The organism is Pseudomonas sp. IT-P176, from assembly GCF_949767245.1.
Classification (GTDB): domain Bacteria; phylum Pseudomonadota; class Gammaproteobacteria; order Pseudomonadales; family Pseudomonadaceae; genus Aquipseudomonas.
This window is the reverse complement of sequence record NZ_CATKPN010000035.1, coordinates 574,757-599,536: the sequence shown is the minus strand read 5'-3', so window position 1 is coordinate 599,536 and position 24,780 is coordinate 574,757. Positions and strand designations below refer to the sequence as shown.

Genomic DNA, 24,780 nt, shown 5'->3' with positions numbered 1-24,780 from the left:
GGTGGGCCTTGTCCATTTGGATGACCGATGAAAAGCAAAACCATCCGCCGCTGGTCCTTTATCCACACCTGGGCCAGCCTGATTTGCACGGCGTTCCTGCTGATGCTCGCCCTGACCGGCCTGCCGTTGATCTTTCATCACGAGATCGAGCACCTGCTGGGCGATGCGCCCGTGCTGCGACAGATGCCGGCCGACACCCCGCATCTGGACCTGCAGCAACTGGTCGAAAAGGCCCAGGCCCATCGTCCCGACGAAGTCATGCAGTACTTCGGCTGGGATGAGGACGAGCCCAACGGCGTGATCGCGATCATGGCCAAGACCGCCGGCACCGAACCCAACCTGTCCCACACCTACATGCTCGACGCCCGCACCGGCGAACCGGTGGCCATGCCCTCGGCCAACGGCGGGCTGATGATGGTCATCTTGCGCCTGCACGTCGACATGTTCGCCGGGCTACCGGGCAAGTTGTTGTTGGCGTTCATGGGCATTCTGTTCGTGCTGGCGATCGTTTCCGGCGCGGTGCTGTACCTGCCGTTCATGCGCCGCCTGAAGTTCGGCACCGTGCGCCAGGACAAATCCACGCGCCTGCGCTGGCTCGATCTGCACAACCTGATCGGCGTCGTCACCTTGACCTGGGCGCTGGTGGTGGGTGTCACCGGTGTGGTCAGCGCCTGCGCCGACCTGCTGATTGCGGCCTGGCGCAGCGAAGCCCTGAGCGCGATGATCGAACCCTACCGCGACGCACCGCCCCTGACCCGCCTGGCACCCGCCAGCCAGTTGCTGGAGATTGCCCAGCGGGCCGCACCCGAGATGCAGACCGACTTCATCGCCTTCCCTGGCACCCGTTTCTCCAGCGAACACCATTACGCGGTGTTCATGAAAGGCAATACCCACCTGACCTCCCACCTGCTGACCCCGGTGCTGATCGACGCCAGTACCCTGCAAGTCACCGCGATCGCCGAACGACCGTGGTACATGGACGTCATGGGCATGTCGCAACCGCTGCACTTCGGTGACTACGGTGGCATGCCGATGAAAATCCTCTGGGCGGCACTCGATGTACTGACCATCATCGTCCTCGGCAGCGGCCTGTACCTGTGGATAGTCCGGCGCCGGGCGGTAAAACCGCTGGCCGTGGCCCAGGAGAGCACCCAATGAGACCGCGCCAGTCGAACTTCTGGAAAGTCTTCGCCACTCCCACCGTGATTGCCCTGCTCAGTGCCGCAGGGTTGTTCGCGGCGCTATTGGGTGATGGGATCTGGGACGGCTTGAGCTGGATCGGCTTGGGCGTGCCGGCCGTTTTGGGACTTCGGGGGTTGTTGCGTAGGAGTTGAAATCTACTGTGTTTGAACGGCCCGCTCCCATAGCTGACCTTGGGTGAACACAAAATAGATAAACAACCGCTAGCCCTGTGGGAGCGGGCGTGACCCCGCGAAGGCGATTTCACAGGCGCCATCAACCCCCTCGCCAGCCACGCCGGAACTGACTAGGCTAAGCCTCTGCTCCCCGATGATCGCCGAGGAATGCCCATGTCCGCCCCCAGCATGACCCTGTACCACAACCCACTTTCCCCCTTCGTGCGCAAAGTCATGGTGCTGCTGTACGAAACCGGACAACAGGACCGCGTGGCGTTGCAGGCCAGCGTGCTCACCCCGGTCAACCCGGACCTGAGCCTGATCGACGACAACCCCCTGGGCAAAATCCCGGCTCTGCGCCTGGCCGACGGCAACATCATTCACGACAGCCGGGTCATCCTCGACTACCTCGACCAGCAGCACGTCGGTAACCCGCTGATCCCCCGCGAAGGATCGGCGCGCTGGCGGCGCCTGACCCTCGCCTCGCTGGCCGACGGGATCATGGACGCGGCCGTACTGGTGCGCTACGAAGTCGCCCTGCGTGCCCCAGAGAAGCACTGGGACGAATGGCTCGACGGCCAGCGCGAGAAAATCCGCCGCGCCCTGGCATTGCTGGAAAAAGACGCCATCGCCGAGCTGACCTGCCACTTCGACATCGCCGCCATCAGCGTCGCCTGTGCCCTGGGCTACCTGGACCTGCGTCACCCGGATCTGGATTGGCGCACATCGAATCCGCAACTCGCCGCCTGGTATGCCGACGTCAGCCAGCGCCCATCGATGCTGGCGACTGCGCCGAAGGTGTGAAGCCGGCAAGGCCCAGTACCTAGCAGTTCTGCTAGTAGGCAAAACCTAAAAAACCTCCGATGCTGAAGGTCCAGCTGTTAGGACCTTGCACGGAGCTGCGTCGATGCCCTCCTCATCTCGCCTGACCGAATTGTGCCGCTACCACTACGACCCACTGGATCGCCAGGCCGCTTGCACCCTCGCACTCGTGCAGCCGGCTACCCTCCAGCGCTTTTACTGCACAAGCCGCTTGGCCACTGAAATCCACGGCGCAGTCCGCACCAGCCTGCTCCAGCACGACGACCAGTTGTTGGCGCAACAGCGGCACCATAACGAAAAAGTCGATACCACCCTCCTGGCGACCGATCAGCAGCGCACGGTATTGAGCGCGCTCGACGCAATCCGCCCCCATCCCCTCGCCTATACCCCCTACGGCCATCGCCCGGCAGAAAACGGCCTGCTCAGCCTGCTCGGTTTCAACGGCGAACGGCCTGACCCGGTGACCGGGCATTATCATTTGGGCAATGGCTATCGGCAGTTCAATCCGGTGTTGATGCGGTTTAACAGTCCGGACAGTTGGAGTCCGTTTGGTGAGGGTGGGTTGAACGCCTATGGGTACTGTGAGGGGGAGCCGGTGCTTGGGAGCGACTCATCAGGCCACTTCAAAGTCATTAGTAGTTTCTGGAAGGGTGTTAGAAATCGCCTTGGCGTGCGAACACCCAATGAAGCTAAAAAACATTCTATTGCTAAAACAACGCAAACATCTAAAACTGGCAAACATAATACTCAACATAAAGTCCCCGCCAACAACAGCCTCGACCAAAACCTCAGTAATATCCAAACACCCGTCTCTCCATCTCACCACGACGATATAGCAGGCTCATCCAAATACAAGTCCTGGATAGAATCGCAGGAGCGAAACAAATTAAGAATCAAGAGAAGAATATCAAAAAACACCCGAGAATCCGAACCGCACAGCAGTAAGCATTATTGGCCAAAAAAGGCCAAGCCCACCACACCACAATCAGAGCCCTCCTATAAAAAATTCATCTCAAATGCACCTGACTCAGAACTTAACAAGGCATATTACGAGTTACTCATAGAAACCCAACATGCAGCATTTCCTCGAGAGCTTAAGATAGCTAAAGCAATGGAAATAGAGATCATTCGGCGTCTTACCCGTTGACTTTTCAATTCACCACACCAGCCTTCTTGGAGCACTGTCGATGTCCACTTCCCCTCGTGAAACCCTATTGTGCCGTTACCACTACGACCCACTGGATCGCCAGGCCGCTTGCACCCTCGCACTCGTGCAGCCGGCTACCCTCCAGCGCTTTTACTGCACAAGCCGCTTGGCCACTGAAATCCACGGCGCAGTCCGCACCAGTCTGTTCCAGCACGACGACCAGTTGTTGGCGCAACAACGGCACCATAACGAAAAAGTCGATACCACCCTCCTAGCGACCGATCAGCAGCGCACGGTATTGAGCGCGCTCGACGCAACCCGCCCCCATCCCCTCGCCTATACCCCCTACGGCCATCGACCGGCAGAAAACGGCCTGCTCAGCCTGCTCGGCTTCAATGGGCAACGGCCGGACCCAGTGACCGGGCATTATCATTTGGGCAATGGCTATCGGCAGTTCAATCCGGTGTTGATGCGGTTTAACAGCCCGGACAGTTGGAGTCCGTTTGGTGAGGGTGGGTTGAATGCGTATGCGTACTGCACTGGAGATCCAGTGGGGCGAAGTGATCCGACTGGGCATATACCGCGATTTTCTATATTCAAATTTCTGTCAAACATTAATCCGCGCACGGTTATAGCCACTTCAGCGATAGTCTCTATTGTTTCAGGAGCAGCCAGTCTTGCCGTAAAAGACGACGATGTTTCCAAGGCGCTTGGAATAACGTCAATGGCTACTTTAAGTACTGTGCTGGGATTAGGCGCCGTCGTCGGGGCTTCAGTTATCATTCGTTATCGGCTAATCCCAAGCGTTCTGAATAGGTTGTCAGGAATGCGTTCCCACAGAGTTCCTCCAGCGCCACCTACGTCGACATCCAGCGGCCGGAGTAGCATTGCATTGCCGCAAATACGCCCCCCTGATCCACCACCGCCGTATGAGCCGCCCCCTAGCTACCAGGAGGCCACATCGCTTACCCGACTGCCCCCAACTGCGCCTGTCAACCCCAGCCCTCCACCTCCCGCACCCAACGGCTCAACGCCCAGAACCACGGCGCCACCAACCACCCAAAGTACGACTATCCGAACCTCCTGAGGTTTGCCATTTGCACGCGGTACTGATCCGACACGCAGGGAACAAGCTGGCGATCTCCATCGCCAGCTTTTGCCCCCTCTCCTGATCCTCTCTCAACCCCACCCACTTACCCACGGTTCACCTTCCCCTGCCCCATCCCATACCAATCCAGCCTACGCGTCAGCACCATAAACACCCCCAGCAACCCAAACAGCAACAACGAGCCCATCAACAACGCGTAATCCTCGGCACTCAACAATCCGTAAAGCAGCCCATACAACGCCGCCAACCCCGCTGAAAAGCTCAAGCCATGCACCGCACTGCGCAACACGTGGCAGACATAAAAGCCGATCAACAACACGCAGGCACTGGCCGACAGCAGATACGCCAGGGCAAACCCGATGTGTTCGGACAGTGACAACAACAGCAAGTAGAAGAACGCCAGTGCCACGCCGACCAGGGCGTATTGCACCGGGTGCACGGCCAGGCTTTTCAGCACTTCGAAGAGGAAGAAACCGGCGAAGGTCAGCACGATGAACAGCAGGGCGTATTTGATTGCCCGCTCGCTCTTGAGGTACTGGTCCACCGGGTCGATGAAGCTCACGCCGAAGCTGCGGCTTTTGAATTCGTCACAGCTGCCACGGGCAACACAGTTGCTCAGCGCTTCTTCCAGGTTGGTGGAGAAGAACGAGGTCTGCCAGTTGGCCGTGAAGCCTTCAGCGCTGATCGCTCGTTGGGCCGGCAGGTAGTTACCGATAAAGCTGGGGTGGGGCCAGTTGGCGGACACCGTCACGTTGCTGGTCCTGCCTACCGGGGTGACCTGCAACTGGCCGGTGCCCTGCAAGCGCAGGTCGAACGCGAAGCTCAGTTCGTTGGCTTTGCGAACATCCAGTGGCGCCAGCGTGACATGCACCCCCTCCCCCAACCATTCCTCTTGAGTGCCCGGTACAAAGTCCAGGCGCTGGCCATCGAGTTCCAGTTGCAGCGCGTTTTCGATGCCGCGGATATCACTGATGCCTACGGCCAGATAGGGCGAGTCAAATGTGTAGTCGGCAAAGTCTTCATCGATCCCCAGTTGCTGCGGAATCGAAAAGTGCCCGCTAATTCGGTTATCCGCATGGAACAACCGCGCCTCGTAGATGCCACGGGCACGCAGTTCGGTCTGCACCTTCGCGTCGAGCTCAAAACGCTCCGGCAGGAAATACAGGCGCCCGCGCTCCAGGCTGGTTTCCTGATAACGCGCGTTGGTTTTTTCGTTGTGTTTCCAGGTACGCACCACCTTGCGGTACGGCACCACCATCACCGGTCCGCTCAGTTGCTGGCTGTAACTGGAGCTGCGGGCGATGTCTTCGAGGACGCCGTCGCGCAGTTGCTGACGGTCGTCAATCATGCCGCTGATCATCAGTAACGGAATCAGCAACAACAGAATCAATAGGGCAATTGCCCCGAGTTTCAAGGCCAGGCTGCGGTTCATGGGGTCTCTCCCTGTTCGAATGAGGGAAAGTCTGCAAGGCCCGTGTGTGGGTTTTATGGAGGGAATATGCAGAGTGTGTGGAGAACAGCAGCTACGGTAGACGCAGCTTCACCTCAACGCCGCCCTCGACATTCCCGATCGTCAGCAGACCACCGTGCAACTTCACCACCTCTTCAACAAAATTCAGGCCCAGCCCGGTGCTTTTACGTCCACTGTCCGGCCGTGGCAGCGAGTAGAAACGCTCGCTCAGGCGTCCCAGGGCGTAGCCGGGAATCGGGGCGGCCTGATTGAACAGACTGAACTCGATCTGCTCGCCCAGCCGTTGTGCGCTAAACCGCAGGACACCGTGGGACGGGGTGAAATCCAGGGCGTTCTCCAGCAGGTTGGCCAGTGCCTGGCGCAACAGAAAGGCTTCGCCTGACAGCGCCAGGTCAGCGGCAAGGTGTTTTTCAATGCGCAGCTGTTTGCGTTCAATACGCGCCTGTTGGGTATCGAGCAACTCATCGACCAAGGCCACCAACGGTACCTGTACTCGCTCCTCGAGGGTTTGCCGTTGCTCGACCTGGGCCAGGTTCAACAGTCGCTCGATCAACTGCTGCATTCGCGCGCTTTCAGTGTCGATGTTGCTGACGAAACGCTGGCGTTGGGTGTCTGGCATCTGCTCCTGTAACAGTTCGGCGGCACCGCGAATCGCCGCCAGCGGGCTCTTCAGTTCGTGGGTCAAGGTGTGCACATAACGCTCCACATACGCCTTGCCTTCCAGTTGCGTACGCATGTGTTCGACCGCCGTGGCCAGTTGCGCAAGCTCACCGCCACGGTAGTGCGGCAGCTCGGCCCGGCGCCCTTTGCTGACCGCCTGGGCATACGCGGTCAAGCGCCGCAGCGCCACGCTCAACCACCACGACAATGCCGCTCCGAACAGCAGGCCTAGGCCAATCAAGCCCGCGCCGTAGCCGAGCAAACGGCGCTCGGTGCGGTCGACGTAGGGCTGCAGTGAGCTGTTGGGCTTGGCCACGGTGACCACGCCGATGATCTTCCCGTTGTCGCGAATCGGCGCGCCGACGTGCATCACCGAAGAACTGGCGTCGTCAGGATCACTGCGGGTCGAACGCGCGCCGTACTCACCGCGCAGGGTCAGGTACACATCGTTCCAGCGCGAGTAATCCTGACCAACTGCAAGAGCGCTGGAGTCCAGCACCACCACGCCCCTGGCGTCGGTCACGTAGATGCGATGGTTGACCTGATTCTTCGCCAGGCCCCAGATACTCGCCCCCGGCTGCCGCTCGCCATAAGCCTTGAGCAACTGCGGCCAGCGGTTCTGATTGAGTGTCCCGGCCTTGAAGTCGTCGCGCAGGATCTCGGCCATCAGATTGGCGGTGTCCACCAGGGTTTCTTCGGTGGACTGACGCACGCCGGGACGGATTTCTTCCATCACCGTGTTGAGCACAAAGTACCCGGTCAGGCCGACGAACAGCACATAGACCAGGAAGATCCGGATCGCCAATGGCATCAGCTGGTCCCTGGGCTGTAGCTGTAACCGAGGCCACGGTGGGTCTGGATCGGCTCGGCATTGGCCGCCACCAGGCGCAACTTGGCGCGCACGCTCTTGATGTGGCTGTCGATGCTGCGCTCGTACCCAGCGTCGCTGGCAATGCCCAGGGCATCGAGCAGTTGTTCGCGACTAAACACCCGCTCGGGTTGTTCCAGCAAACACTGGAGCAAGCGGAACTCATGCCGGGTCAGGCTCAATGGCTGGCCACGATAGCTGATCAGCACCCGCTCGCTGTCCACCAGGAACAACGCACTGGTGGACTCGATCCCCGGACGCGGCGCCATGCGCTTGAGAATTGCCCGCACCCGCGCCGCCACTTCCCGTGGGCTGAATGGCTTGACCACATAATCATCAGCGCCAATCTCCAGGCCCACCACGCGGTCGATCTCACCATCACGGGCGCTGAGGAACATCACCGGCACTTCGCTGAACCGGCGCAACTGCTTGCAGGTTTCAAAACCGCTGATGTCCGGCAGGCCGATGTCGAGAATGATCAGGTCGGCGGGAGTCGCCCGCTGATGCTCAAGGGCGGCCGCCCCCAGGCTCACCCAGGTGGTGGTGAAACCCTCGCCTTGCAAGGCAAACACCAGGGTATCGGCAATCGCCGCTTCGTCTTCGACAATCAGGATATGAGGCATGGCATCCAGGCCCGGCAGTTAAGTGGGCGAACGGTGACTCAAGGGGGAATCGGCGTCAATCCGGCTGAGCAGATTGGCGGTGTGGTCTGTAGTACCTAGCAGTTCTGCTAGTAGGCAAAGGCTGAAAAAGGCCGGATGCTGATCATCCTGACATTCGGAACCTGCACGGAGATCAGCCAATGCCTGTTTCCCGCCGCGCCACCATACTGAGCCGGTACAGCTATGACCCGCTGGATCGTCAGACCGATTGCACTCCCCTGACATTGCCCGCCATCCAGCGCTTCTACTGCAAAAGTCGTTTGGCGACCGAGATCCAGGGCTCGCTACAGACCAGCGTTTTCCAACATGACGATCAGTTGCTGGCACAGCAGCACCAGCAGGACGGTAGCGTCGACACCACTTTGTTGGCGACAGATCAGCAACGATCGGTGTTGGGTACACGCGGGTTAAGCGGTTCTCATTTTCTCGCCTACAGCCCCTACGGTCATCGCCCAGCGGAAAACGGATTGCTCAGCCTGCTCGGGTTCAATGGCGAACGGCCGGACCCGCTGACCGGGCATTATCATTTGGGCAATGGCTATCGACAGTTCAACCCGGTGTTGATGCGGTTTAACAGTCCGGACAGTTGGAGTCCGTTTGGTAGGGGCGGATTGAACTCTTATGCTTATAGTGGTGGCGATCCGAGAAACTGGTTAGATTCGAGCGGACATGCGCCTACAGCCGTATCGCTAGAAATCACCAAGTTCCAAGCCAAACTAGCACTGAATCGGACGTCAAATACGGCCTCAAAACTTCCTGCAACAGGAGTTAGTCCAGCGACACAGAGAAGTTTATCATCTAACGCCAATAGAGCCTCAAAGCCAAAAACAGCGCGTAACAGTCCTGACTATCAACAGAACCGTAGAGCCGCAATCAAAGAGCTTACAAGCACAATTAAAGCAAATGAAGCGAGCACATCAAACCTAAACAAATACAATGTCAGCAACGACATCACCGATATAGCGACAAGCACAGCAGGATATCAAAACGCAAAAAAGGCTTATAAATTTGAAGAACTTCCAGACCACGAAATCAAACATACATGGATAGACAAAAACAACAAAGAACTGTTAGATGTAGCACACTTCGACATAACAATATCTCACCATAGAAACCTTACTCAACATCAAAAAAACAGACATCTATACTATAGAGCTCACTCAAAACTTTATCGCACAAAAATACTAAGGGCAATGTACATAAAAAAACATACCGGCATTGACCTAATGAAAATCCGACAAGACATTTGACGCTTTCAGTTTTTAAAAGCGTCGAAAACCTACAAAGCCTAAAATCAGGGTAATGTTCTTGTGGCACTCCTATCCACAGGAGCGCCTGATCGAAACTTCTTGACTGCCACACATCAACACTCCGGCTTATCCGCCGTAAATCTGCGAGCCGGATTCACCGCCGCGCCAAACTCACGCAACGCCTTGGCACCGATCAGCAGCGGGTAGTTGAAACTACTGCGGTCGGTGAGGTTGACTTCCACCGTGCGCTTTACGTTGCCCAGGCACAAATCCAGATCGACCACCGGACGCTTCGTGGGCTCGATCACTTCATTGTCATCCTCGTCTTCTTCGGAGCGGGTCTTGATCTTACTGATCCGTGCCACCTTGTGCTCGTAGACCTTATTGCTGGCGTCCTTGGTCGCCAGGCGGAAACGCACCCACTCCTCGCCATCGCATCGGCGTCAATCGGGCTGAGTAGATTGGCGGTGTGGTCTGTAGTACCTAGCAGTTCTGCTAGTAGGCAAAGGCTGAAAAAGGCCGGATGCTGACCATCCTGACATTCGGAACCTGCACGGAGATCAGCCAATGTCTGTTTCCCGCCGCACCACCGTACTGATTCGGTACAGCTATGACCCGCTGGATCGTCAGACCGACTGCATTCTCCGCACACTGCCCGCCATCCAGCGCTTCTACTGCAAAAGTCGTTTGGCGACCGAGATCCAGGGCTCGCTACAGACCAGCGTTTTCCAACATGACGATCAGTTGCTGGCACAGCAGCACCAGCAGGACGGTAGCGTCGACACCACTTTGTTGGCGACAGATCAGCAACGATCGGTGTTGGGTACACGCGGGTTAACCGGTTCTCATTTTCTCGCCTACAGCCCCTACGGTCATCGCCCAGCGGAAAACGGATTGCTCAGCCTGCTCGGGTTCAATGGCGAACGGCCGGACCCGCTGACCGGGCATTATCATTTGGGCAATGGCTATCGACAGTTCAACCCGGTGTTGATGCGGTTTAACAGTCCGGACAGTTGGAGTCCGTTTGGTAGGGGCGGATTGAACTCTTATGCTTATAGTGGTGGCGATCCGAGAAACTGGTTAGATTCGAGCGGACATGCGCCTACGCCTATATCGCAAGCACTTGCCATGTTCAAAGCATCCAAACAAGCACTGAGTGGAACATCAAATACGGCTTCAAAACTTTCTGTAGCCGCCAGTCTAGCGACGCAGAGAAGTTTATCGTCTAACGCCAATAGAATTTCAAAGCCAAAACGGAAGTTTGACGATATTGGATACAATCGTAACCGCAGAGCCGTAACCAAAGAACTTTCAGATACAATTAAAGCTAATGAACTAGAGCTATCAAAGCCCGACAAATACAACATCAGCGACGACATCACCGACATAAATACAAGTACAACGGGATATGACATAGCAAAGAATAATTATAATTTTACTAAATTTCCAGACCCCAACATAAAACACACATGGACAGACCAAGATAACAATGAACTGTTAGATGTCGCACACTTTGACATAACAAAGTCTCATTACAGAAATATCACTAAATATATAAAAAACAAATCTTCACACCATAAAGATTACTCAGTACGTTATCGCATAGAAATACTAAGAGCGATATACATAAAGAACCATACCGGCATAGACCTAATGAAAGTCCGACAAAATATTTGACGTTTTCAGTTTCTTAAAAACGTCGAAAACTTACAAAGCCTAAAATCAGGGTAATGTTGTTGTGGCATTCCTGCCCAAAGGAGCGCCTGATCGACATTTCTTGACTGCTACACATCAACAGTCCGGCTTATCCGCCGTAAACCGCCGCGCCGGATTCACCGCCGCGCCAAACTCACGCAATGCCTTGGCACCGATCAACAGCGGATAATTAAAGCTGCTACGGTCCGTCAGGTTGACCTCGACCGTGCGTTTGACATCCCCCAGGCACAGTTCCAAATCAACCACCGGACGCTTGGTCGGCGCTGCCACATCTTCGTCCTCGTCCTCTTCGGAACGGGTCTTGATCTTGCTGATCCGCGCGACCTTGTGTTCGTAGACCTTGTTGCTGGCATCCTTGGTCGCCAGGCGGAAACGCACCCACTCCTCGCCATCGCGGGTGAAGGTCTCGATGTCCTTGGCCGACAGCGAGGCCGTCAACGCGCCGGTGTCCATCTTGGCCTTGAGCACTTCACCACCGATCTCCGGTAGCTGGATGTATTCGTAACGGCCATACAGGGTCGGCTCGGCGGCCATGACTGGCAGGGCCAGGAGGGATAACAGTGCGAGGATGGATTTCACGTGGTGGATTCCCTTGTGGAGTGAGCAGCGGGATTTTAGACAGTCTGTCAGCTATTCGTTCGCTCTTCGGAGCGCCATCGCGGGCAGGCCCGCTCCCACAGGGATCTGTGCCGAACCATTGTGGGAGCGGGCTTGCCCGCGATGAGGCCAGCGAGAACACCACTAAAACCAGATCATCTGGCGCAGCATACCCGCGCAAAAGTGAAACATTCGTCAGCCCGCAGATTTGGCCTGGGCCTCGAAGCTGCTTATCATGGCCCGCCCAAATGCTTTCAAGAGTTACTTATGCGCCGCCTGCTCACCGGCTGTTTCGTTACCCTTCTGCTTCTGCTCAACACCCTGGTCCTGATCGGGCCGTTGCTGGTGTTCGCCCTGCTCAAACTACTCCTGCCCGGCCGTTATCGCGATGCCGCAAGCGCGGCGGTGATGTGGATCGCCGAGACCTGGGCACAAATCGACAAGCTGATTTTCGCCTGCTGCATCCCCACCCGCTGGGACATTCGTGGCGGTGAGGGCCTGCGGGTCGACACCTCTTACCTGGTGGTCAGCAACCATCAGTCCTGGGTCGATATCCCGGCGCTGATCCAGACCCTCAACCGACGCACGCCGTTCTTCAAGTTCTTCCTGAAAAAGGAGCTGATCTGGGTGCCGTTCCTGGGCCTGGCCTGGTGGGCGCTCGATTACCCGTTCATGAAGCGCTACAGCAAGGCCTTTCTGGCCAGACACCCGCAGCTGCGGGGCCAGGACCTGGCGATTACCCGGGCCGCATGCGAGCTGTTCAAGCGCCAGCCGGTGACCGTGGTCAACTATCTGGAAGGCACGCGCTTCACCCAGGCCAAACGTGGCGCCCAGCAATCCCCTTTCAAGCACCTGCTAAAACCCAAGGCCGGTGGTGTGGCGTTTGTATTGGCCGCCATGGGCGAACAGCTGGATGCCATCCTCGACGTCACCGTGGTCTATCCACAGGAAAAGATTCCGGGGTTCTGGGATTTGATCAGCGGTGCGGTGCCGCGGGTGATCATCGACATTCAGCCCCGTGAGCTGGATCCGGCGTTGTGGCAGGGTGATTACGAAAACGATCCGCTGTTTCGCCAAAGCGTCCAGAACTGGGTCAACCAGCTCTGGATCGACAAGGATGCACGCATCGACGCCTTGCGCGCCGGGCGTGAGTGAGGCGCGGTTATACGCCCCAGATGCTGCCCAGGCTCTTGAGCAGGGTACCGCCAACGCCTTGCTGGCCCAAGTACTGCAGCAGGATCGGGGCAAACTGGCCGACCATGCCACTGTCCATGCCCAACGCGCTGAACGCGGTGTTCAGGTCGTTGGTGTCCTTGACGTTACCCAGGGCGTTTTCCAGGCCCGCGGCCTTGCCGGACGAACCCAGCATGCCCGCCAGGGCGCCCAGATTACCGCTGCCACCGGAGAGCTTGTCGATACCCGGCACGCTCTTGGCCAGTTCCGAATAGTCGCTGGCGCTCAGCTTGTTCTTGGCCAGGCCCAACATCGCGCTGGTGCCGCCAATGGCTTGTTCTGGTTTAACGTCCAGGGCGCTCAGGGCGCTCAACAGGCCGGCAGTCTGCGAGGTCGGCGCTGCGGCGGCGGCCTTGTCGCCACCCTGCATGCCCGATACCGCACCCGCCACATCGTTCAGGCTGAAACCGGCGAAGACCGGGCTGGCGACCAATGTCATGAGCGAAGCCAAAGCAAAACCGCGTGAAATCTTCATCGAAAAACTCCTGAACCTTCAAAAATGCCCTCAAGCGGGCGCAAAGCTGGCATTTTGACTGAAAACCACCGGCTATTGTTCCGCGACTGCCTTTCCTTTCATCTCATGGACTGCGCAGAGGTTTTTTTCCCCAATAAATTGGCACGTAGCTAGTGGCACCCTGCGTCCCTTCCAGACGTCGACCCTAGCAGTTCTGCCAGTAGGCAGAATCACCTGATTGCGCCACAGTACTCCCTGCATCGCCGCGCTTTCAGAGAGCCACGCCCATGCCAACCCAACGCCAAACCCTGCTCTGCCGCTACCACTACGACCCACTGGATCGCCTGGCCGATTGCACCCCAACGGCACAGGCCCGCAGCCAACGCTTCTACCTCAAGGACCGCCTGACCACCGAGGTTCAAGGCGCACTTCAGCGTTCGATCATGCAGCACGAAGATCAACTGCTGGCGCAGCAACAGCGGCAGAACGGCACGGCGCAATCCCGCTTGCTCGCCACCGATCAACAGCGCTCGGTACTGGCTATCCTCGACGCCACCCGCTCCCATCACCTTGCCTACACCCCTTATGGTCATCGCATTCCAGAGAACGGCTTGCTCAGCTTGCTCGGCTTCAACGGCGAACGGCCAGACCCGGTGACTGGGCACTATTTGTTGGGCAATGGTTATCGGGCGTTTAACCCGGTGTTGATGCGATTCAACAGCCCGGACAGTTGGAGTCCGTTTGGGGAAGGCGGGTTTAATAGCTATGCCTACTGCTACGGAAACCCTGGAAACAAAACAGATCCCTCTGGACACACGCCAATAGCTCTATGGGCAGTCCTGCGGAAAAACTTGAAATTTTTAATTAATAAGGGTGATCAAATAACCACTCTTGTTCGTCGACCACTAAGAGTAGCAGGCCAAGCAACCAAGCGTTCAGCTGCGGATGCTTTTGAACAGACACTAAAAGAAATACCTATACAAAAAGTTGTACCTAGTCAGCGCGCCCCCGTCTTGACAGTGCAGCCGACACCCCCACGAAACTTGCAGAATTCCATCGCCAATCAAACAGCGAACTCGGCGGCCATTGCAAACCGATCTCAAACCAATCCCGGCACCTCCGCTCTAACGACGCAAAATACTAGCGCAACATCTCCAGCCGATACAGCAAGAAATATAACAATACGCACACTAACAGACAGCGGTTATTCCGAGGCTTTCATCATTAACTTTTCAAATCGAGAAATAAGAGTAACCCCGAGCTCAAGTGGCGATAGCGCCAATTTCTCACCCCCTCGAAACAGCGGTTCTGCTAGTAGGCAAGCCCATCCGCCTAGGCCACAGTAAACCCTGTATTGCGCACTTTTCAGGGAGCCCCTTCCATGAAGCCCCACCGCGAAACCCTGCTCTGCCGCTACCACTACGACCCACTGGATCGCCTGGCCGATTGCACCCCGACGGCACAGACCAGCAGCCAACGCTTCTACCTCAAAGAGCGCCTGACCACCGAGATTCAAGGCGCGCTACAGTGCTCGATCATGCAGCACGAAGATCAACTGCTGGCACAGCAACAGCGCCAGAACGGCACGCAGGCATCCCGCTTGCTCGCCACCGATCAACAGCGCTCGGTACTGGCCATCCTCGACGCCACCCGCTCCCATCACCTCGCCTACGCCCCTTACGGTCATCGCATTCCAGAGAACGGCTTGCTCAGCCTGCTCGGCTTCAACGGCGAACGGCCAGACCCGGTGACTGGACATTATTTGTTGGGCAATGGTTATCGGGCGTTTAACCCGGTGTTGATGCGGTTCAACAGCCCGGACAGTTGGAGTCCGTTTGGCGAGGGTGGGTTGAATGCGTATGCGTATTGCGATGGGGATCCGGTGAATCGGGAGGATCCGACAGGGCATACTTGGCAATTTGTGAAAAGCGTTTTGCTCTCGCGTGGTTTGATAAAAAGCAATATGCAGGGTGCAACCTCCAGACTCTCTTCCCATAGCAATACACCCAATATGGCACAATTTGTCATACTCCCTAAAACCCAGAAGCCCCCACCCTGGACGACCCGAAACCAATTGAATTTTTCAGGAACAGAAGCACAAGCCATAATTGAGGGCAATCCCACTACAGTACAAGCGTCTTTAACGGAATCTAGTATTGATCCAAACGCATCACAGCAACCGTACGTACGAACAAGACGTAACGCAAACATCTATGACGTCAGTACATCTCAAGGTGTGCGTAATTTAACACCAAGATTCGGTAGCAACCGATCTATCGACTCTACAAGCAGTATTGAAGGCATAACCCTCGATCCACCACCTCCCTTCGATCAAGCTGTATTACCTTCTTATGACGCGGCAATCATCCATGAACTGGTTATGTCTAATTGGCAAAACAGAATAAGGCGAGCTCACTGACTGGCATCTGGCATTTAAAAAATGATAAACATTATTCAAGGTGTCCGCGTCATGACAACGAACGATGAGTCACCTCTCTGCCGGTACCACTACGACCCACTGGATCGCCTGGCCGATTGCACCCCGACGGCACAGACCAGCAGCCAACGCTTCTACCTCAAGGACCGCCTGGCCACCGAGATTCAAGGCGCGCTACAGCGCTCGGTCATGCAGCACGAAGATCAACTGCTGGCGCAGCAACAACGGCAGAGCGGCACGGCGCAATCCCGCTTGCTCGCCACCGATCAGCAGCGCTCGGTACTGGCCATCTTCGACCCCACCCGCTGCCATCACCTTGCCTACACCCCTTATGGTCATCGCATTCCAGAGAACGGCTTGCTCTGCTTCAACGGCGAACGGCCAGACCCGGTGACTGGGCATTACTTATTGGGCAATGGCTATCGGGCGTTTAACCCGGTGCTGATGCGGTTCAACAGTCCGGACAGTTGGAGTCCGTTTGGGGAGGGGGGGATCAATACGTACACATACTGCTCAGGAAATCCCGTGAATTATCGCGATCCGACAGGTCATGGCTGGAGCTCTCCTATCAATAGGGCTCCATCAACCGCCCTATACTCTTCGTCAAATAGCAGTCAAACAACGTCACGGCTTTTACCCTCACACCTAACACCAAAAAGTATGCCAAAAGAGCTAATTGAAAGTATAAACCGAATTCAACCAAACACTAAACGAATATTAACCAGCGCCGACAATGCAATTAATCACGCCAAACTAATAAAATATCACGGAGAGGAAATTGAATCTCTAACCAAAGTAAAAGATAGACTAAACCTCTACAAATCCAACAAAAAGGAAACAATAAGAAAACTGCAGTCTGACGTCAGCTATCACTCCAGCGACAACAGTTCGACGTTGATGGTAGTGAGCCGAACGCAATATAACGACGCATTGGAACTCCTCTCTCTCGTCACACTTCAAAGAACATACGAGCTCAACAAGAAACTCCTTGAAACCTTGGGCCAATCGTCTGCAAGCATACGAACAGGCCAGCCTAGCACACACCACAATCCGTCAACTTAGTCGGGACAATCACAAATTTCTTCGGCACACCCGCATCGATCTCGTCATGGCCACGTGGCGCGTCATCCAGGCCGATCACGCCCCCAACGATGTCGGCCATATAAATGCGGTTCCACACGAATGCCTGCATCAACTGGCGGTGGTACTTCATGACCGGGATCTGGCCGGTGTGGAAGCTATGGAATTTGGCCCAGCCTAGGCCAAAACGGATGCTTGAGCGGCCCATGTTTGCAGTCGTATCCTATCCAGGCATCGACTCTAGCAGTTCTGCTAGTAGGCAATCCCGTCCGACTGCGCCACAGTAAAACCCTGTATTGCGCACCTTTCAGGGAGCCCCATTCATGCAGCCCCAACGCCAAACCCTGCTCTGCCGCTACCACTACGACCCACTGGATCGCCTGGCCGATTGCACCCCAACGGCACAGGCCCGCAGCCAACGCTTCTACCTTAAGGACCGCCTGGCCACCGAGATTCAAGGCGCGCTACAGCGCTCGATCATGCAGCACGAAGATCAACTGCTGGCGCAGCAACAGCGGCAGAGCGGCACGGCGCAACCCCGCTTGCTCGTCACCGATCAACAGCGCTCGGTACTGGCCATCCTCGACGCCACCCGCTCCCATCACCTTGCCTACACCCCTTATGGTCATCGCATTCCAGAGAACGGCTTGCTCAGCTTGCTCGGCTTCAACGGCGAACGGCCAGACCCGGTGACTGGGCATTATTTGTTGGGTAATGGTTATCGGGCGTTTAACCCGGTGTTGATGCGATTCAACAGTCCGGACAGTTGGAGTCCGTTTGGGGAGGGTGGGTTGAATGCGTATGGGTATGGTGTGGGGGATCCGGTGAACAAAAGGGATGATACGGGGCACATGCCCTTTAGGAAATGGCTCGGTTTTTTTAATAGTGGCCGAAGTATCAGTAGCCAGAATCTACTTAGTCATCCTACACAAAGTCTAAGTACCTCACAAAACAGTTTAAACGCCCCCATAGCCTCCACCAACCAGGCAGCTTCTCCCATTATCGGAAACGATGTCACCTACCGGATCCAATCAGAAGGCGCAATATACAATATTAAAAATCCAATAGCCCGAAACAAAGCAAAACTTCAGAACACAAGACATAACATTTTAAACTTAAAAAACCATCCAGACAGCTACATGGAAAGAATAACCAAACTAACTTCCGAAGAGTATGACTTCCCCATCGCAGCCACACCTCTTGCGGAAAAAGATGCGCCAGCCATTCAAAAACTTCTGAAACGCCTAATGAAACAAGAGCAACACTATGAGAACAAGTTAATCAAGCTCATGAAAAATCCCAAGTCACCTCAAGAGCTGCAAACTCCAATAAGAACAGCCCATTAACTTAACCTACAAAAAGGGCGACTTAGCGTCGCCCTGTCTAACTCCCTAAAATTTACGCCGCACTAAACAACTTATGCGGATCGATCACAAACTTCTTCGGCACACCCGCATCAAATTCGCCATAACCACGTGGCGCATCATCCAGGCTGATCACCTCAACACCCACGATGTCGGCAATATGAATGCGGTCCCACATGATCGCCTGCATCAGTTGGCGGTTGTACTTCATCACCGGGGTCTGGCCGGTGTGGAAGCTGTGGGATTTGGCCCAGCCGAGGCCAAAGCGGATGCTCAGGCTGCCCATTTTTGCGGCGGCGTCCACCGCACCCGGGTCTTCAGTCACGTAGAGGCCAGGGATACCGATCTTGCCAGCGACACGCACCACACCCATCAGGGAGTTGAGCACGGTGGCCGGGGCTTCGTGTTTCACGCCTGCATGGCCGTGGCCACGAGCTTCGAAGCCCACCGCGTCGACGGCGCAATCCACTTCTGGCTCACCCAACAGTGCGGCGATCTGTTCGTGCAGTGGGGTATCGAGGGACAGGTCGGCGATTTCGAAACCCTGGGCCTTGGCGTGGGCCAGGCGGATCGGGTTGACGTCACCGATGATCACCACCGCGGCGCCCAGCAGGCGTGCCGACGCGGCGGCCGCCAGACCGACGGGGCCGGCACCGGCCACATACACGGTGCTGCCCGGGCCAACGCCGGCAGTAACGGCGCCGTGATAACCGGTCGGGAGGATGTCGGAGAGGCAGGTCAGGTCGCGGATCTTCTCCATGGCGCGGTCGCGATCCGGCAGTTTCAGCAGGTTGAAGTCAGCGTACGGCACCATGGCGTACTCGGCCTGGCCACCGGTCCAGTCGCCCATGTCGACATACCCGTAGGCGCCGCCCGGGCGAGCCGGGTTCACGCTCAGGCACACGCCGGTGTGCATTTCCTTGCAGGAACGGCAGCGCCCGCAAGCCACGTTGAACGGCACCGAGACCAGGTCGCCGATTTTCAGGTTCTCGACGTCGCTGCCCTTCTCGATCACTTCACCGGTGATCTCGTGTCCCAGCACCAGACCGGTCTGGGCCGTGGTACGACCGCGCACCATGTGCTGGTCGGAACCACAGATGTTGGTGGAGACCACTCGCAGGATCACCCCGTGCTCGATCTTGCGGCCGCGCGGGTCCTGCATTTTCGGATAGTCGATTTTCTGTACTTCGACCTTGCCCGCGCCGAGATACACCACACCACGATTGCCAGACATGCTTTCACCTCGCTGTTGTTTTTATGGAACCGCGTTGCCCAGGCAGGCAGCGCGTTAAGTGCTCGGGTACAGATGCTGTTTCTTGTGTTGCTTGTTGGGGCCTCATCGCGGGCAAGCCCGCTCCCACAATGATTCGGGTTGAGCTTGAGATTTGTGAACGACACAAAACCCTGTGGGAGCGCGCTTGCCCGCGATGGCAATCTAAAGAACGACCGTGCGATTGGCGTTCAAGAACACCCGCCGCTCAATGTGATACCCCACCGCCCGGGCCAGGGTCAGGCCTTCGATATCCCGCCCCTTGGCGATCAGGTCTTCGGGGTAATGGCTGTGATCCACCGCCTCCACGCCCTGGGCAATGATCGGGCCTTCGTCCAGGTCGTTGTTGATGTAATGCGCCGTGGCGCCGACCAGCTTCACGCCCTTGTTGTAAGCCTGGTGATAGGGCTTGGCGCCCTTGAAACCGGGCAGCAACGAGTGGTGGATGTTGATCGCCTTGCCGTCGAGCTTGCGGCACAGTTCCGGCGACAGCACTTGCATATAACGCGCAAGAATCACCAGTTCGGCACCGGACTCCTCGATCACCTGCCACACCTGCCGCTCTTGCGAGGGCTTGTCGTTGGGGTCGAGGGGGAAGTGGTAATAGGGAATGCCGTGCCAGTCGGCCAGGGGCTTGAGGTCTGGGTGGTTGGAGACCACCGCCGCGACGTCCATCGACAGCTGGCCGATGCGTTGGCGGTAGAGCAGATCGTTGAGGCAGTGATCGGCCTTGGAGACCATGATCACCACTTTTGGCCGGTGGTGCGGCGGGGTCAGTTCGAAAATCATCCCGAAGGCTTCGCCGCGCTCGGCCAGACCGGCGCGGAACGATTGCTCGTCGAAACCCTCGGGCTGGCGAAACTCCACACGAATGAAAAAACGCCCCGAAAGCCGGTCATCAAAGGAGTGGTGCTCGGTGACGTAGCAGCCCTGCTCGAACAGAAAGCGGGTCACCGCATCCACGGTGCCGAGGACGCTTGGGCAGTCGGCGGTCAGAATCCATGTGTCTGGGGCGCGGCTCATTGTGCGGTGACTCCTGTGAAATCGGTGGATGCCTACTGTTGGAGCGAGTGCCCGCTTGCGGCCCTGCTCGCGATGGACTTGAGAGCGACGCGCTAAATCAGGAAGCACGCGTCATCGTTGACGTCCATCGCGAGCAGGCTCGCTCCTACAGGTTTTCATCAAGCCTGAACGCTAAGCCCGTACTCGGCCGCCGCATCCTGCAACCACAACCACCAGTAATCCGAGAAGCTGCGGCGGATCAGTAATTCCCAGGTGTCTTCTGCGGTGTGGCGGATCACCAGTTGCGACTTGGCGAACACCGTGCCCACCGCCTTGCCTACCGGGAAATTGTTGGGGTGCACGTCGTAGCTGGTGGATTTCATCAGCACCTGGCGCACGTTCGGGCCGCTCAGTTCGAGGATCTGCTGACCACCGCTGACGTTGACGATCTGGATGTGCAACTCGCCCAGGGCTTCACGCAGCTTCTGCTCGGCGACGAACTCTTCACCGCTTGGAACGATCAGCAGCCATTCATCCGGCCCCATCCATTGCAGGCTGGTCTCACCCTTGACGATGACGCTCAGCGCCCCCGGCAACTCGATGCCCAGGGCCTTGTGCACACCGGCGGCGAACGCGGCATCGTGGCCGTCGCCACGCAGGGTCAGGTGACCGAGGAGTTTTTTCTCACGCACGATCACGCCGGCGTTTTTGCGGCCCTTGCCCACCAGGCTGGCGAGGTCGGCATGCTGCAACGACGACTCGGCCTTGGCCCCGGTGGTTGGGCGTTGTTGGTACACATTGGCTACGGTCATAAAGCACCTTTCCTGAATTCGTTTCCCTGTGGGAGCGGGCTTGCCCGCGATGGGAGCAACTCGGTCTGCCTGAGGCACCGCGTTATCGTTCATCGCGGGCAAGCCACGCTCCCACAGGTTCTGTGGTGTTAGATGTTCTGGCGATCACCCTTCGGATCGAAGAACACCGAAGAAACGATTTCCGCCTCGATCACGCTGCCGTCGGCCAGCGGTGCGAACACCCGCTCACCGATGCGCTTCAGGCCGCCTTTGACCACGCCCATGGCAAACGAGTAGCCCAGGGAGTTGTGCAAGTAGCTGGAAGTCACGTGACCGACCATGCTCATCGGGATCGCCTGCTTGGTGTTGAACACCAACTGCGCGCCTTCCGGCAGCCACTTGGTCGGGTCGATCGGCTTGAGACCGACCAGTTGCTTGCGTTGCTCACGCACGCAGTCTTCGCGGTTCATGCCCCGCCAGCCGATCCACGAGAACGGTTTGGTGCGGCCCACACACCAGCCCATGTTCAGGTCGTCCGGGGTCATCGAGCTGTCGGTATCCTGACCAACGATGATGAAACCCTTCTCGGCGCGCAGCACGTGCATGGTCTCGGTGCCATATGGCGTCAGGTTGTACTTCTTCCCCGCCTCAACAATCTTCTCCAAAACACCCATGGCGTAGTCGGCCTGCACGTTGACTTCGTACGACAGCTCACCGGTAAAGGAAATCCGGAACACCCGCGCCGGCACGCCGCCCACCAGGCCTTCTTTCCAGGTCATGAACGGGAAGCCGTCCTTGTCCAGGTCGATGTCGGTGACTTCGCTGAGCAGCTTGCGGCTGTTCGGCCCGGACAGGGTCATGGTGGCCCAGTGGTCCGTCACGGAAGTGAAGTACACCTTCAGGTCCGGCCATTCGGTCTGGTGATAGATCTCCAGCCACTGCAACACGCGGGCCGCGCCGCCGGTGGTGGTGGTCATGACAAAGTGGTTGTCGGCCAGGCACGCCGTCACACCATCGTCGAAGACCATCCCGTCTTCCTTGCACATCAGGCCGTAGCGCGCCTTGCCCACGTCCAGCTTGGTCCAGGCGTTGGTGTAGACCCGGTTGAGAAATTCGCGCGCATCCGGCCCTTGAATATCGATCTTGCCCAGGGTCGAGGCATCCAGCAGGCCGACGCTTTCGCGCACCGCCAGGCATTCACGCTTGACCGCGGCATGCAGGTCTTCAGCGTTTTTCGGGAAGTACCAGGGACGTTTCCACTGCCCGACGTCTTCGAACTCGGCGCCGTTTTTCAGGTGCCATTGATGCAGCGCGGTATACCGCACCGGCTCGAAGATGTGCCCACAGTGACGACCGGCTACTGCGCCGAATGTTACCGGCGTGTAGTTGGGACGGAACATGGTGGTGCCCATCTGCGGGATCGTCACGTTCAGCGAACGGGCCGCGATGGCCAGGCCGTTGACGTTACCCAGCTTGCCCTGGTCGGTGCCGAAGCCCAGCGCGGTGTAGCGCTTGACGTGCTCGACCGACTCGAAGCCCTCGCGGGTGGCCAGTTCGATGGCGGCCGCGGTGACATCGTTCTGCAGGTCGACGAATTGCTTCGGCGCCCGTGCGGTGTTCTTTTCGTGCGGCACCTGGAACAGTGCCAGGGTCCCCTCTTCATGGCGGCTCAGGGCTTTGGGCAACACACCCTCGACCGTCTGGAAGCCGGCTTCGGCAGCGGCGCGGGCGCCCCCTTCAAAACCATCGGCCAGGGAATCGCCAAGGCCATAGACGCCGTTGATCCCACCCACGCACACGCGTTTTTGCGGCGCTTCACCCGGGACAAAACCGAGGATGTCTTCACGCCAGGTCGGCTTGCCGCCCAGGTGTGACGCCAGGTGAACTACCGGGCTGTAGCCGCCGGAGCTGGCCACCAGGTCGCACTCCAGCCATTCGCCTGGACTGGTCACGGTGTGCGCCTTGACGTCGATCGCGGCCACACGGGCAGCGGTCACGTGCTTGCTGCCACGGGCTTCGATCACTGCGCTGCCGGTAAGGATGCGGATGCCCTTGGCCCGGGCTTCTTCCACCAGCGCACCGCGCGGGTTGCTGCGGGCATCGGCGATGGCCACCACTTGCAGGCTGGCGTCGAGCCAGTCCAGGGCCACGCGGTAGGCGTGATCGTTGTTGGTGCTCAGGACCAGCTTCTTGCCCGGTGCAACGCCATAGCGCCGCACGTAGGTGGAGACCGCACCAGCCAGCATGTTGCCCGGCACGTCGTTGTTGCCGTAGACCAGCGGCCGCTCGCACGCACCGGTCGCCAGCACCACACGCTTGGCGCGAACCCGGTGGATGCGCTGGCGCACCTGGCCGATCGGGGCGCGGTCGCCGAGGTGATCGGTAAGGCGCTCGTGAATGGTCAGGAAGTTATGGTCGTGGTAACCGTTGACCGTGGCGCGCGGCAACAGCAGCACGTCCGGGGTGTCTTTCAGTTCAGCGATGACGCTGGCGACCCATTCGGCGGCCGGCTTGCCATCGAGGCTTTCACGCGAGTCGAGCAGGCTGCCGCCGAACTCTTCCTGTTCATCGGCGAGGATCACCCGCGCTCCGCTGCGCGCAGCCGCCAGTGCCGCAGCCAGGCCAGCAGGGCCGGCGCCGACGATCAGCACGTCGCAGTGCTGGTTCATGTAGTCGTAGGTGTCCGGATCGTTTTCGGTCGGCGAGCGACCCAGGCCAGCGGCCTTGCGGATGTACTTCTCGTACGTCATCCAGAACGATTGCGGGTACATGAAGGTTTTGTAGTAGAAACCCGGCGGCATCAGCTTGCCGCCGACCTTGCCGAGAATCCCCATCATGTCGTTGTTGACGCTCGGCCAGCCGTTGGTGCTGGTGGCGACAAGGCCCTGGTACAGCGCTTGTTGCGTGGCACGCACGTTGGGGATCTGGGTGGCTTCGGTGGCGCCGATCTGCAGCACCGCGTTCGGCTCTTCGGCACCGGCGGCAAAGATCCCGCGTGGCCGCGAATACTTGAAGCTGCGACCGATGATGTCGACGCCGTTGGCCAGCAGGGCCGCCGCCAGGGAGTCACCTTCAAAGCCCTTGTACACCTGGCCGTTGAACGTGAAGCTCAAGACTTTGTTGCGGTCGATCCGTCCACCGTTGGACAGGCGATTGATCTGGCTCATACCTTCGCTCCCAGAGCCTGCGCGGCCGCTTTCGGACTTTCAGTCTTGTCGGTGAACTGCGGCTTGCTGCCGATCTTGTAGGTTTCGAGAATCTCGTAGGTCACGGTGTCGCGGGTGGCGTTGAAATACTGACGGCAACCGGCGACGTGGTCCCAGAGTTCGTGGTGCAGGCCACGGGGGTTGTCGCGGAAGAACAGGTAGTCGCCCCACTCCTCGTCGGTGCAGGTGTTCGGATCCAGTGGACGCGGGATGTGCGCCTGGCCGGATGCGTGGAATTCCTCTTCGGAGCGCAGTTCGCCGCAGTGAGGACAGAAGATATGCAACAT

General features: G+C 57.9%; 21 protein-coding genes and 3 pseudogenes. 12 read left to right on the top strand and 12 right to left on the bottom strand.

The window, feature by feature from the left end; translation table 11 throughout:
• The first annotated feature begins 27 nt into the window (after positions 1-27).
• The 5 genes and pseudogenes from ACM6IP_RS08825 to ACM6IP_RS08805 form a co-directional block, all read left to right on the top strand.
• The gene (locus ACM6IP_RS08825) at positions 28-1,158 is read left to right on the top strand and encodes a PepSY-associated TM helix domain-containing protein (protein WP_414861296.1); all 1,131 of its coding nucleotides are present in this window, start codon (positions 28-30) and stop codon (positions 1,156-1,158) included.
• Positions 1,155-1,334, top strand: coding sequence for a hypothetical protein (locus tag ACM6IP_RS08820; RefSeq protein ID WP_095164319.1), 180 nt, complete (start codon positions 1,155-1,157; stop codon positions 1,332-1,334). The genes ACM6IP_RS08825 and ACM6IP_RS08820 overlap by 4 nt, the downstream gene beginning before the upstream one ends.
• 195 nt (positions 1,335-1,529) lie before the next feature.
• Positions 1,530-2,159 (top strand): glutathione S-transferase family protein, encoded by a 630-nt coding sequence (locus ACM6IP_RS08815; RefSeq protein ID WP_414861295.1) that lies wholly within the window; start codon positions 1,530-1,532, stop codon positions 2,157-2,159.
• 103 nt (positions 2,160-2,262) lie between these two features.
• Positions 2,263-3,324, top strand: coding sequence for an RHS repeat-associated core domain-containing protein (locus ACM6IP_RS08810; protein WP_414861294.1), 1,062 nt, complete (start codon positions 2,263-2,265; stop codon positions 3,322-3,324).
• Positions 3,325-3,364: 40 nt separating this feature from the next.
• Positions 3,365-3,913, top strand: a pseudogene (locus tag ACM6IP_RS08805) (RHS repeat-associated core domain-containing protein); the annotation flags it as partial.
• Positions 3,914-4,517: 604 nt separating this feature from the next.
• On the opposite strand, the gene creD reads toward ACM6IP_RS08805, so the two are convergent.
• The 3 genes from creD to creB form a co-directional block, all read right to left on the bottom strand.
• A complete protein-coding gene (creD, locus tag ACM6IP_RS08800) occupies positions 4,518-5,864 on the bottom strand; it encodes a cell envelope integrity protein CreD (protein ID WP_414861293.1) in 1,347 nt (448 codons plus the stop codon).
• 91 nt (positions 5,865-5,955) lie between these two features.
• On the bottom strand, positions 5,956-7,374 hold the full coding sequence (gene creC / locus ACM6IP_RS08795; protein WP_414861292.1) for a two-component system sensor histidine kinase CreC: 1,419 nt from the start codon (positions 7,372-7,374) through the stop codon (positions 5,956-5,958).
• Complete coding sequence (creB, locus tag ACM6IP_RS08790; RefSeq protein WP_414861291.1) at positions 7,374-8,054, bottom strand: two-component system response regulator CreB; 681 nt, start codon at positions 8,052-8,054, stop codon at positions 7,374-7,376. Before creB ends, creC begins: the two co-directional genes overlap by 1 nt.
• A 179-nt stretch (positions 8,055-8,233) precedes the next feature.
• Between creB and ACM6IP_RS08785 the strand changes: the two genes are divergently transcribed.
• Positions 8,234-9,343: an RHS repeat-associated core domain-containing protein gene (locus ACM6IP_RS08785; RefSeq protein ID WP_414861290.1), complete on the top strand. Its 1,110-nt coding sequence runs from the start codon at positions 8,234-8,236 to the stop codon at positions 9,341-9,343.
• Positions 9,344-9,456: 113 nt separating this feature from the next.
• On the opposite strand, the pseudogene ACM6IP_RS08780 reads toward ACM6IP_RS08785, so the two are convergent.
• Positions 9,457-9,777: pseudogene (locus ACM6IP_RS08780) on the bottom strand (RimK/LysX family protein); the annotation flags it as partial.
• A gap of 133 nt (positions 9,778-9,910) precedes the next feature.
• Between ACM6IP_RS08780 and ACM6IP_RS08775 the strand changes: the two are divergent.
• On the top strand, positions 9,911-11,020 hold the full coding sequence (locus ACM6IP_RS08775; RefSeq protein WP_414861289.1) for an RHS repeat-associated core domain-containing protein: 1,110 nt from the start codon (positions 9,911-9,913) through the stop codon (positions 11,018-11,020).
• A 114-nt stretch (positions 11,021-11,134) separates the two neighbouring features.
• Here the strand turns inward: ACM6IP_RS08775 and ACM6IP_RS08770 are convergent, their stop codons facing one another.
• On the bottom strand, positions 11,135-11,638 hold the full coding sequence (locus ACM6IP_RS08770) for an ATP-dependent zinc protease (protein WP_414861288.1): 504 nt from the start codon (positions 11,636-11,638) through the stop codon (positions 11,135-11,137).
• Positions 11,639-11,923: 285 nt separating this feature from the next.
• Here ACM6IP_RS08770 and ACM6IP_RS08765 point away from each other — a divergent pair, with 285 nt between their 5' ends.
• Entirely contained in the window at positions 11,924-12,811 is an 888-nt protein-coding gene (locus ACM6IP_RS08765; protein ID WP_414861287.1) for an acyltransferase, read from the top strand.
• A 7-nt stretch (positions 12,812-12,818) separates the two neighbouring features.
• Here ACM6IP_RS08765 and ACM6IP_RS08760 read toward each other — a convergent pair whose 3' ends face one another.
• Positions 12,819-13,364: a DUF2780 domain-containing protein gene (locus ACM6IP_RS08760; RefSeq protein ID WP_095164329.1), complete on the bottom strand. Its 546-nt coding sequence runs from the start codon at positions 13,362-13,364 to the stop codon at positions 12,819-12,821.
• A 266-nt stretch (positions 13,365-13,630) separates the two neighbouring features.
• Between ACM6IP_RS08760 and ACM6IP_RS08755 the strand changes: the two genes are divergently transcribed.
• The 3 genes from ACM6IP_RS08755 to ACM6IP_RS08745 are packed head-to-tail and all read left to right on the top strand — an operon-like array spanning position 13,631 to position 16,842.
• Positions 13,631-14,689 carry an RHS repeat-associated core domain-containing protein gene (locus tag ACM6IP_RS08755; protein WP_414861286.1) on the top strand — a complete coding sequence of 353 codons (1,059 nt, stop codon included), beginning with the start codon at positions 13,631-13,633 and terminating at the stop codon, positions 14,687-14,689.
• 35 nt (positions 14,690-14,724) lie between these two features.
• Entirely contained in the window at positions 14,725-15,762 is a 1,038-nt protein-coding gene (locus tag ACM6IP_RS08750) for an RHS repeat-associated core domain-containing protein (RefSeq protein WP_414861285.1), read from the top strand.
• Between the two features lie 51 nt (positions 15,763-15,813).
• Positions 15,814-16,842: an RHS repeat-associated core domain-containing protein gene (locus ACM6IP_RS08745; RefSeq protein ID WP_414861284.1), complete on the top strand. Its 1,029-nt coding sequence runs from the start codon at positions 15,814-15,816 to the stop codon at positions 16,840-16,842.
• Here ACM6IP_RS08745 and ACM6IP_RS08740 read toward each other — a convergent pair.
• Positions 16,814-17,083 (bottom strand): annotated as a pseudogene (locus tag ACM6IP_RS08740) (formaldehyde dehydrogenase, glutathione-independent); the annotation flags it as partial. The gene ACM6IP_RS08745 and the pseudogene ACM6IP_RS08740 overlap by 29 nt on opposite strands.
• 100 nt (positions 17,084-17,183) lie before the next feature.
• On the opposite strand from ACM6IP_RS08740, the gene ACM6IP_RS08735 reads away from it, so the two are divergent.
• Positions 17,184-18,206 carry an RHS repeat-associated core domain-containing protein gene (locus ACM6IP_RS08735; protein WP_414861283.1) on the top strand — a complete coding sequence of 341 codons (1,023 nt, stop codon included), beginning with the start codon at positions 17,184-17,186 and terminating at the stop codon, positions 18,204-18,206.
• 52 nt (positions 18,207-18,258) lie between these two features.
• Here ACM6IP_RS08735 and fdhA read toward each other — a convergent pair whose 3' ends face one another.
• The 5 genes from fdhA to ACM6IP_RS08710 form a co-directional block, all read right to left on the bottom strand.
• Positions 18,259-19,458: a formaldehyde dehydrogenase, glutathione-independent gene (gene fdhA, locus ACM6IP_RS08730; RefSeq protein ID WP_095164333.1), complete on the bottom strand. Its 1,200-nt coding sequence runs from the start codon at positions 19,456-19,458 to the stop codon at positions 18,259-18,261.
• A 201-nt stretch (positions 19,459-19,659) separates the two neighbouring features.
• Complete coding sequence (gene purU, locus ACM6IP_RS08725; RefSeq protein WP_095164335.1) at positions 19,660-20,517, bottom strand: formyltetrahydrofolate deformylase; 858 nt, start codon at positions 20,515-20,517, stop codon at positions 19,660-19,662.
• Between the two features lie 158 nt (positions 20,518-20,675).
• Entirely contained in the window at positions 20,676-21,308 is a 633-nt protein-coding gene (locus ACM6IP_RS08720; protein WP_095164337.1) for a sarcosine oxidase subunit gamma, read from the bottom strand.
• A gap of 128 nt (positions 21,309-21,436) precedes the next feature.
• Positions 21,437-24,454, bottom strand: coding sequence for a sarcosine oxidase subunit alpha (locus tag ACM6IP_RS08715; protein WP_414861282.1), 3,018 nt, complete (start codon positions 24,452-24,454; stop codon positions 21,437-21,439).
• The gene (locus ACM6IP_RS08710; protein WP_414861281.1) at positions 24,451-24,780 is read right to left on the bottom strand and encodes a sarcosine oxidase subunit delta; all 330 of its coding nucleotides are present in this window, start codon (positions 24,778-24,780) and stop codon (positions 24,451-24,453) included. The genes ACM6IP_RS08715 and ACM6IP_RS08710 overlap by 4 nt, the downstream gene beginning before the upstream one ends.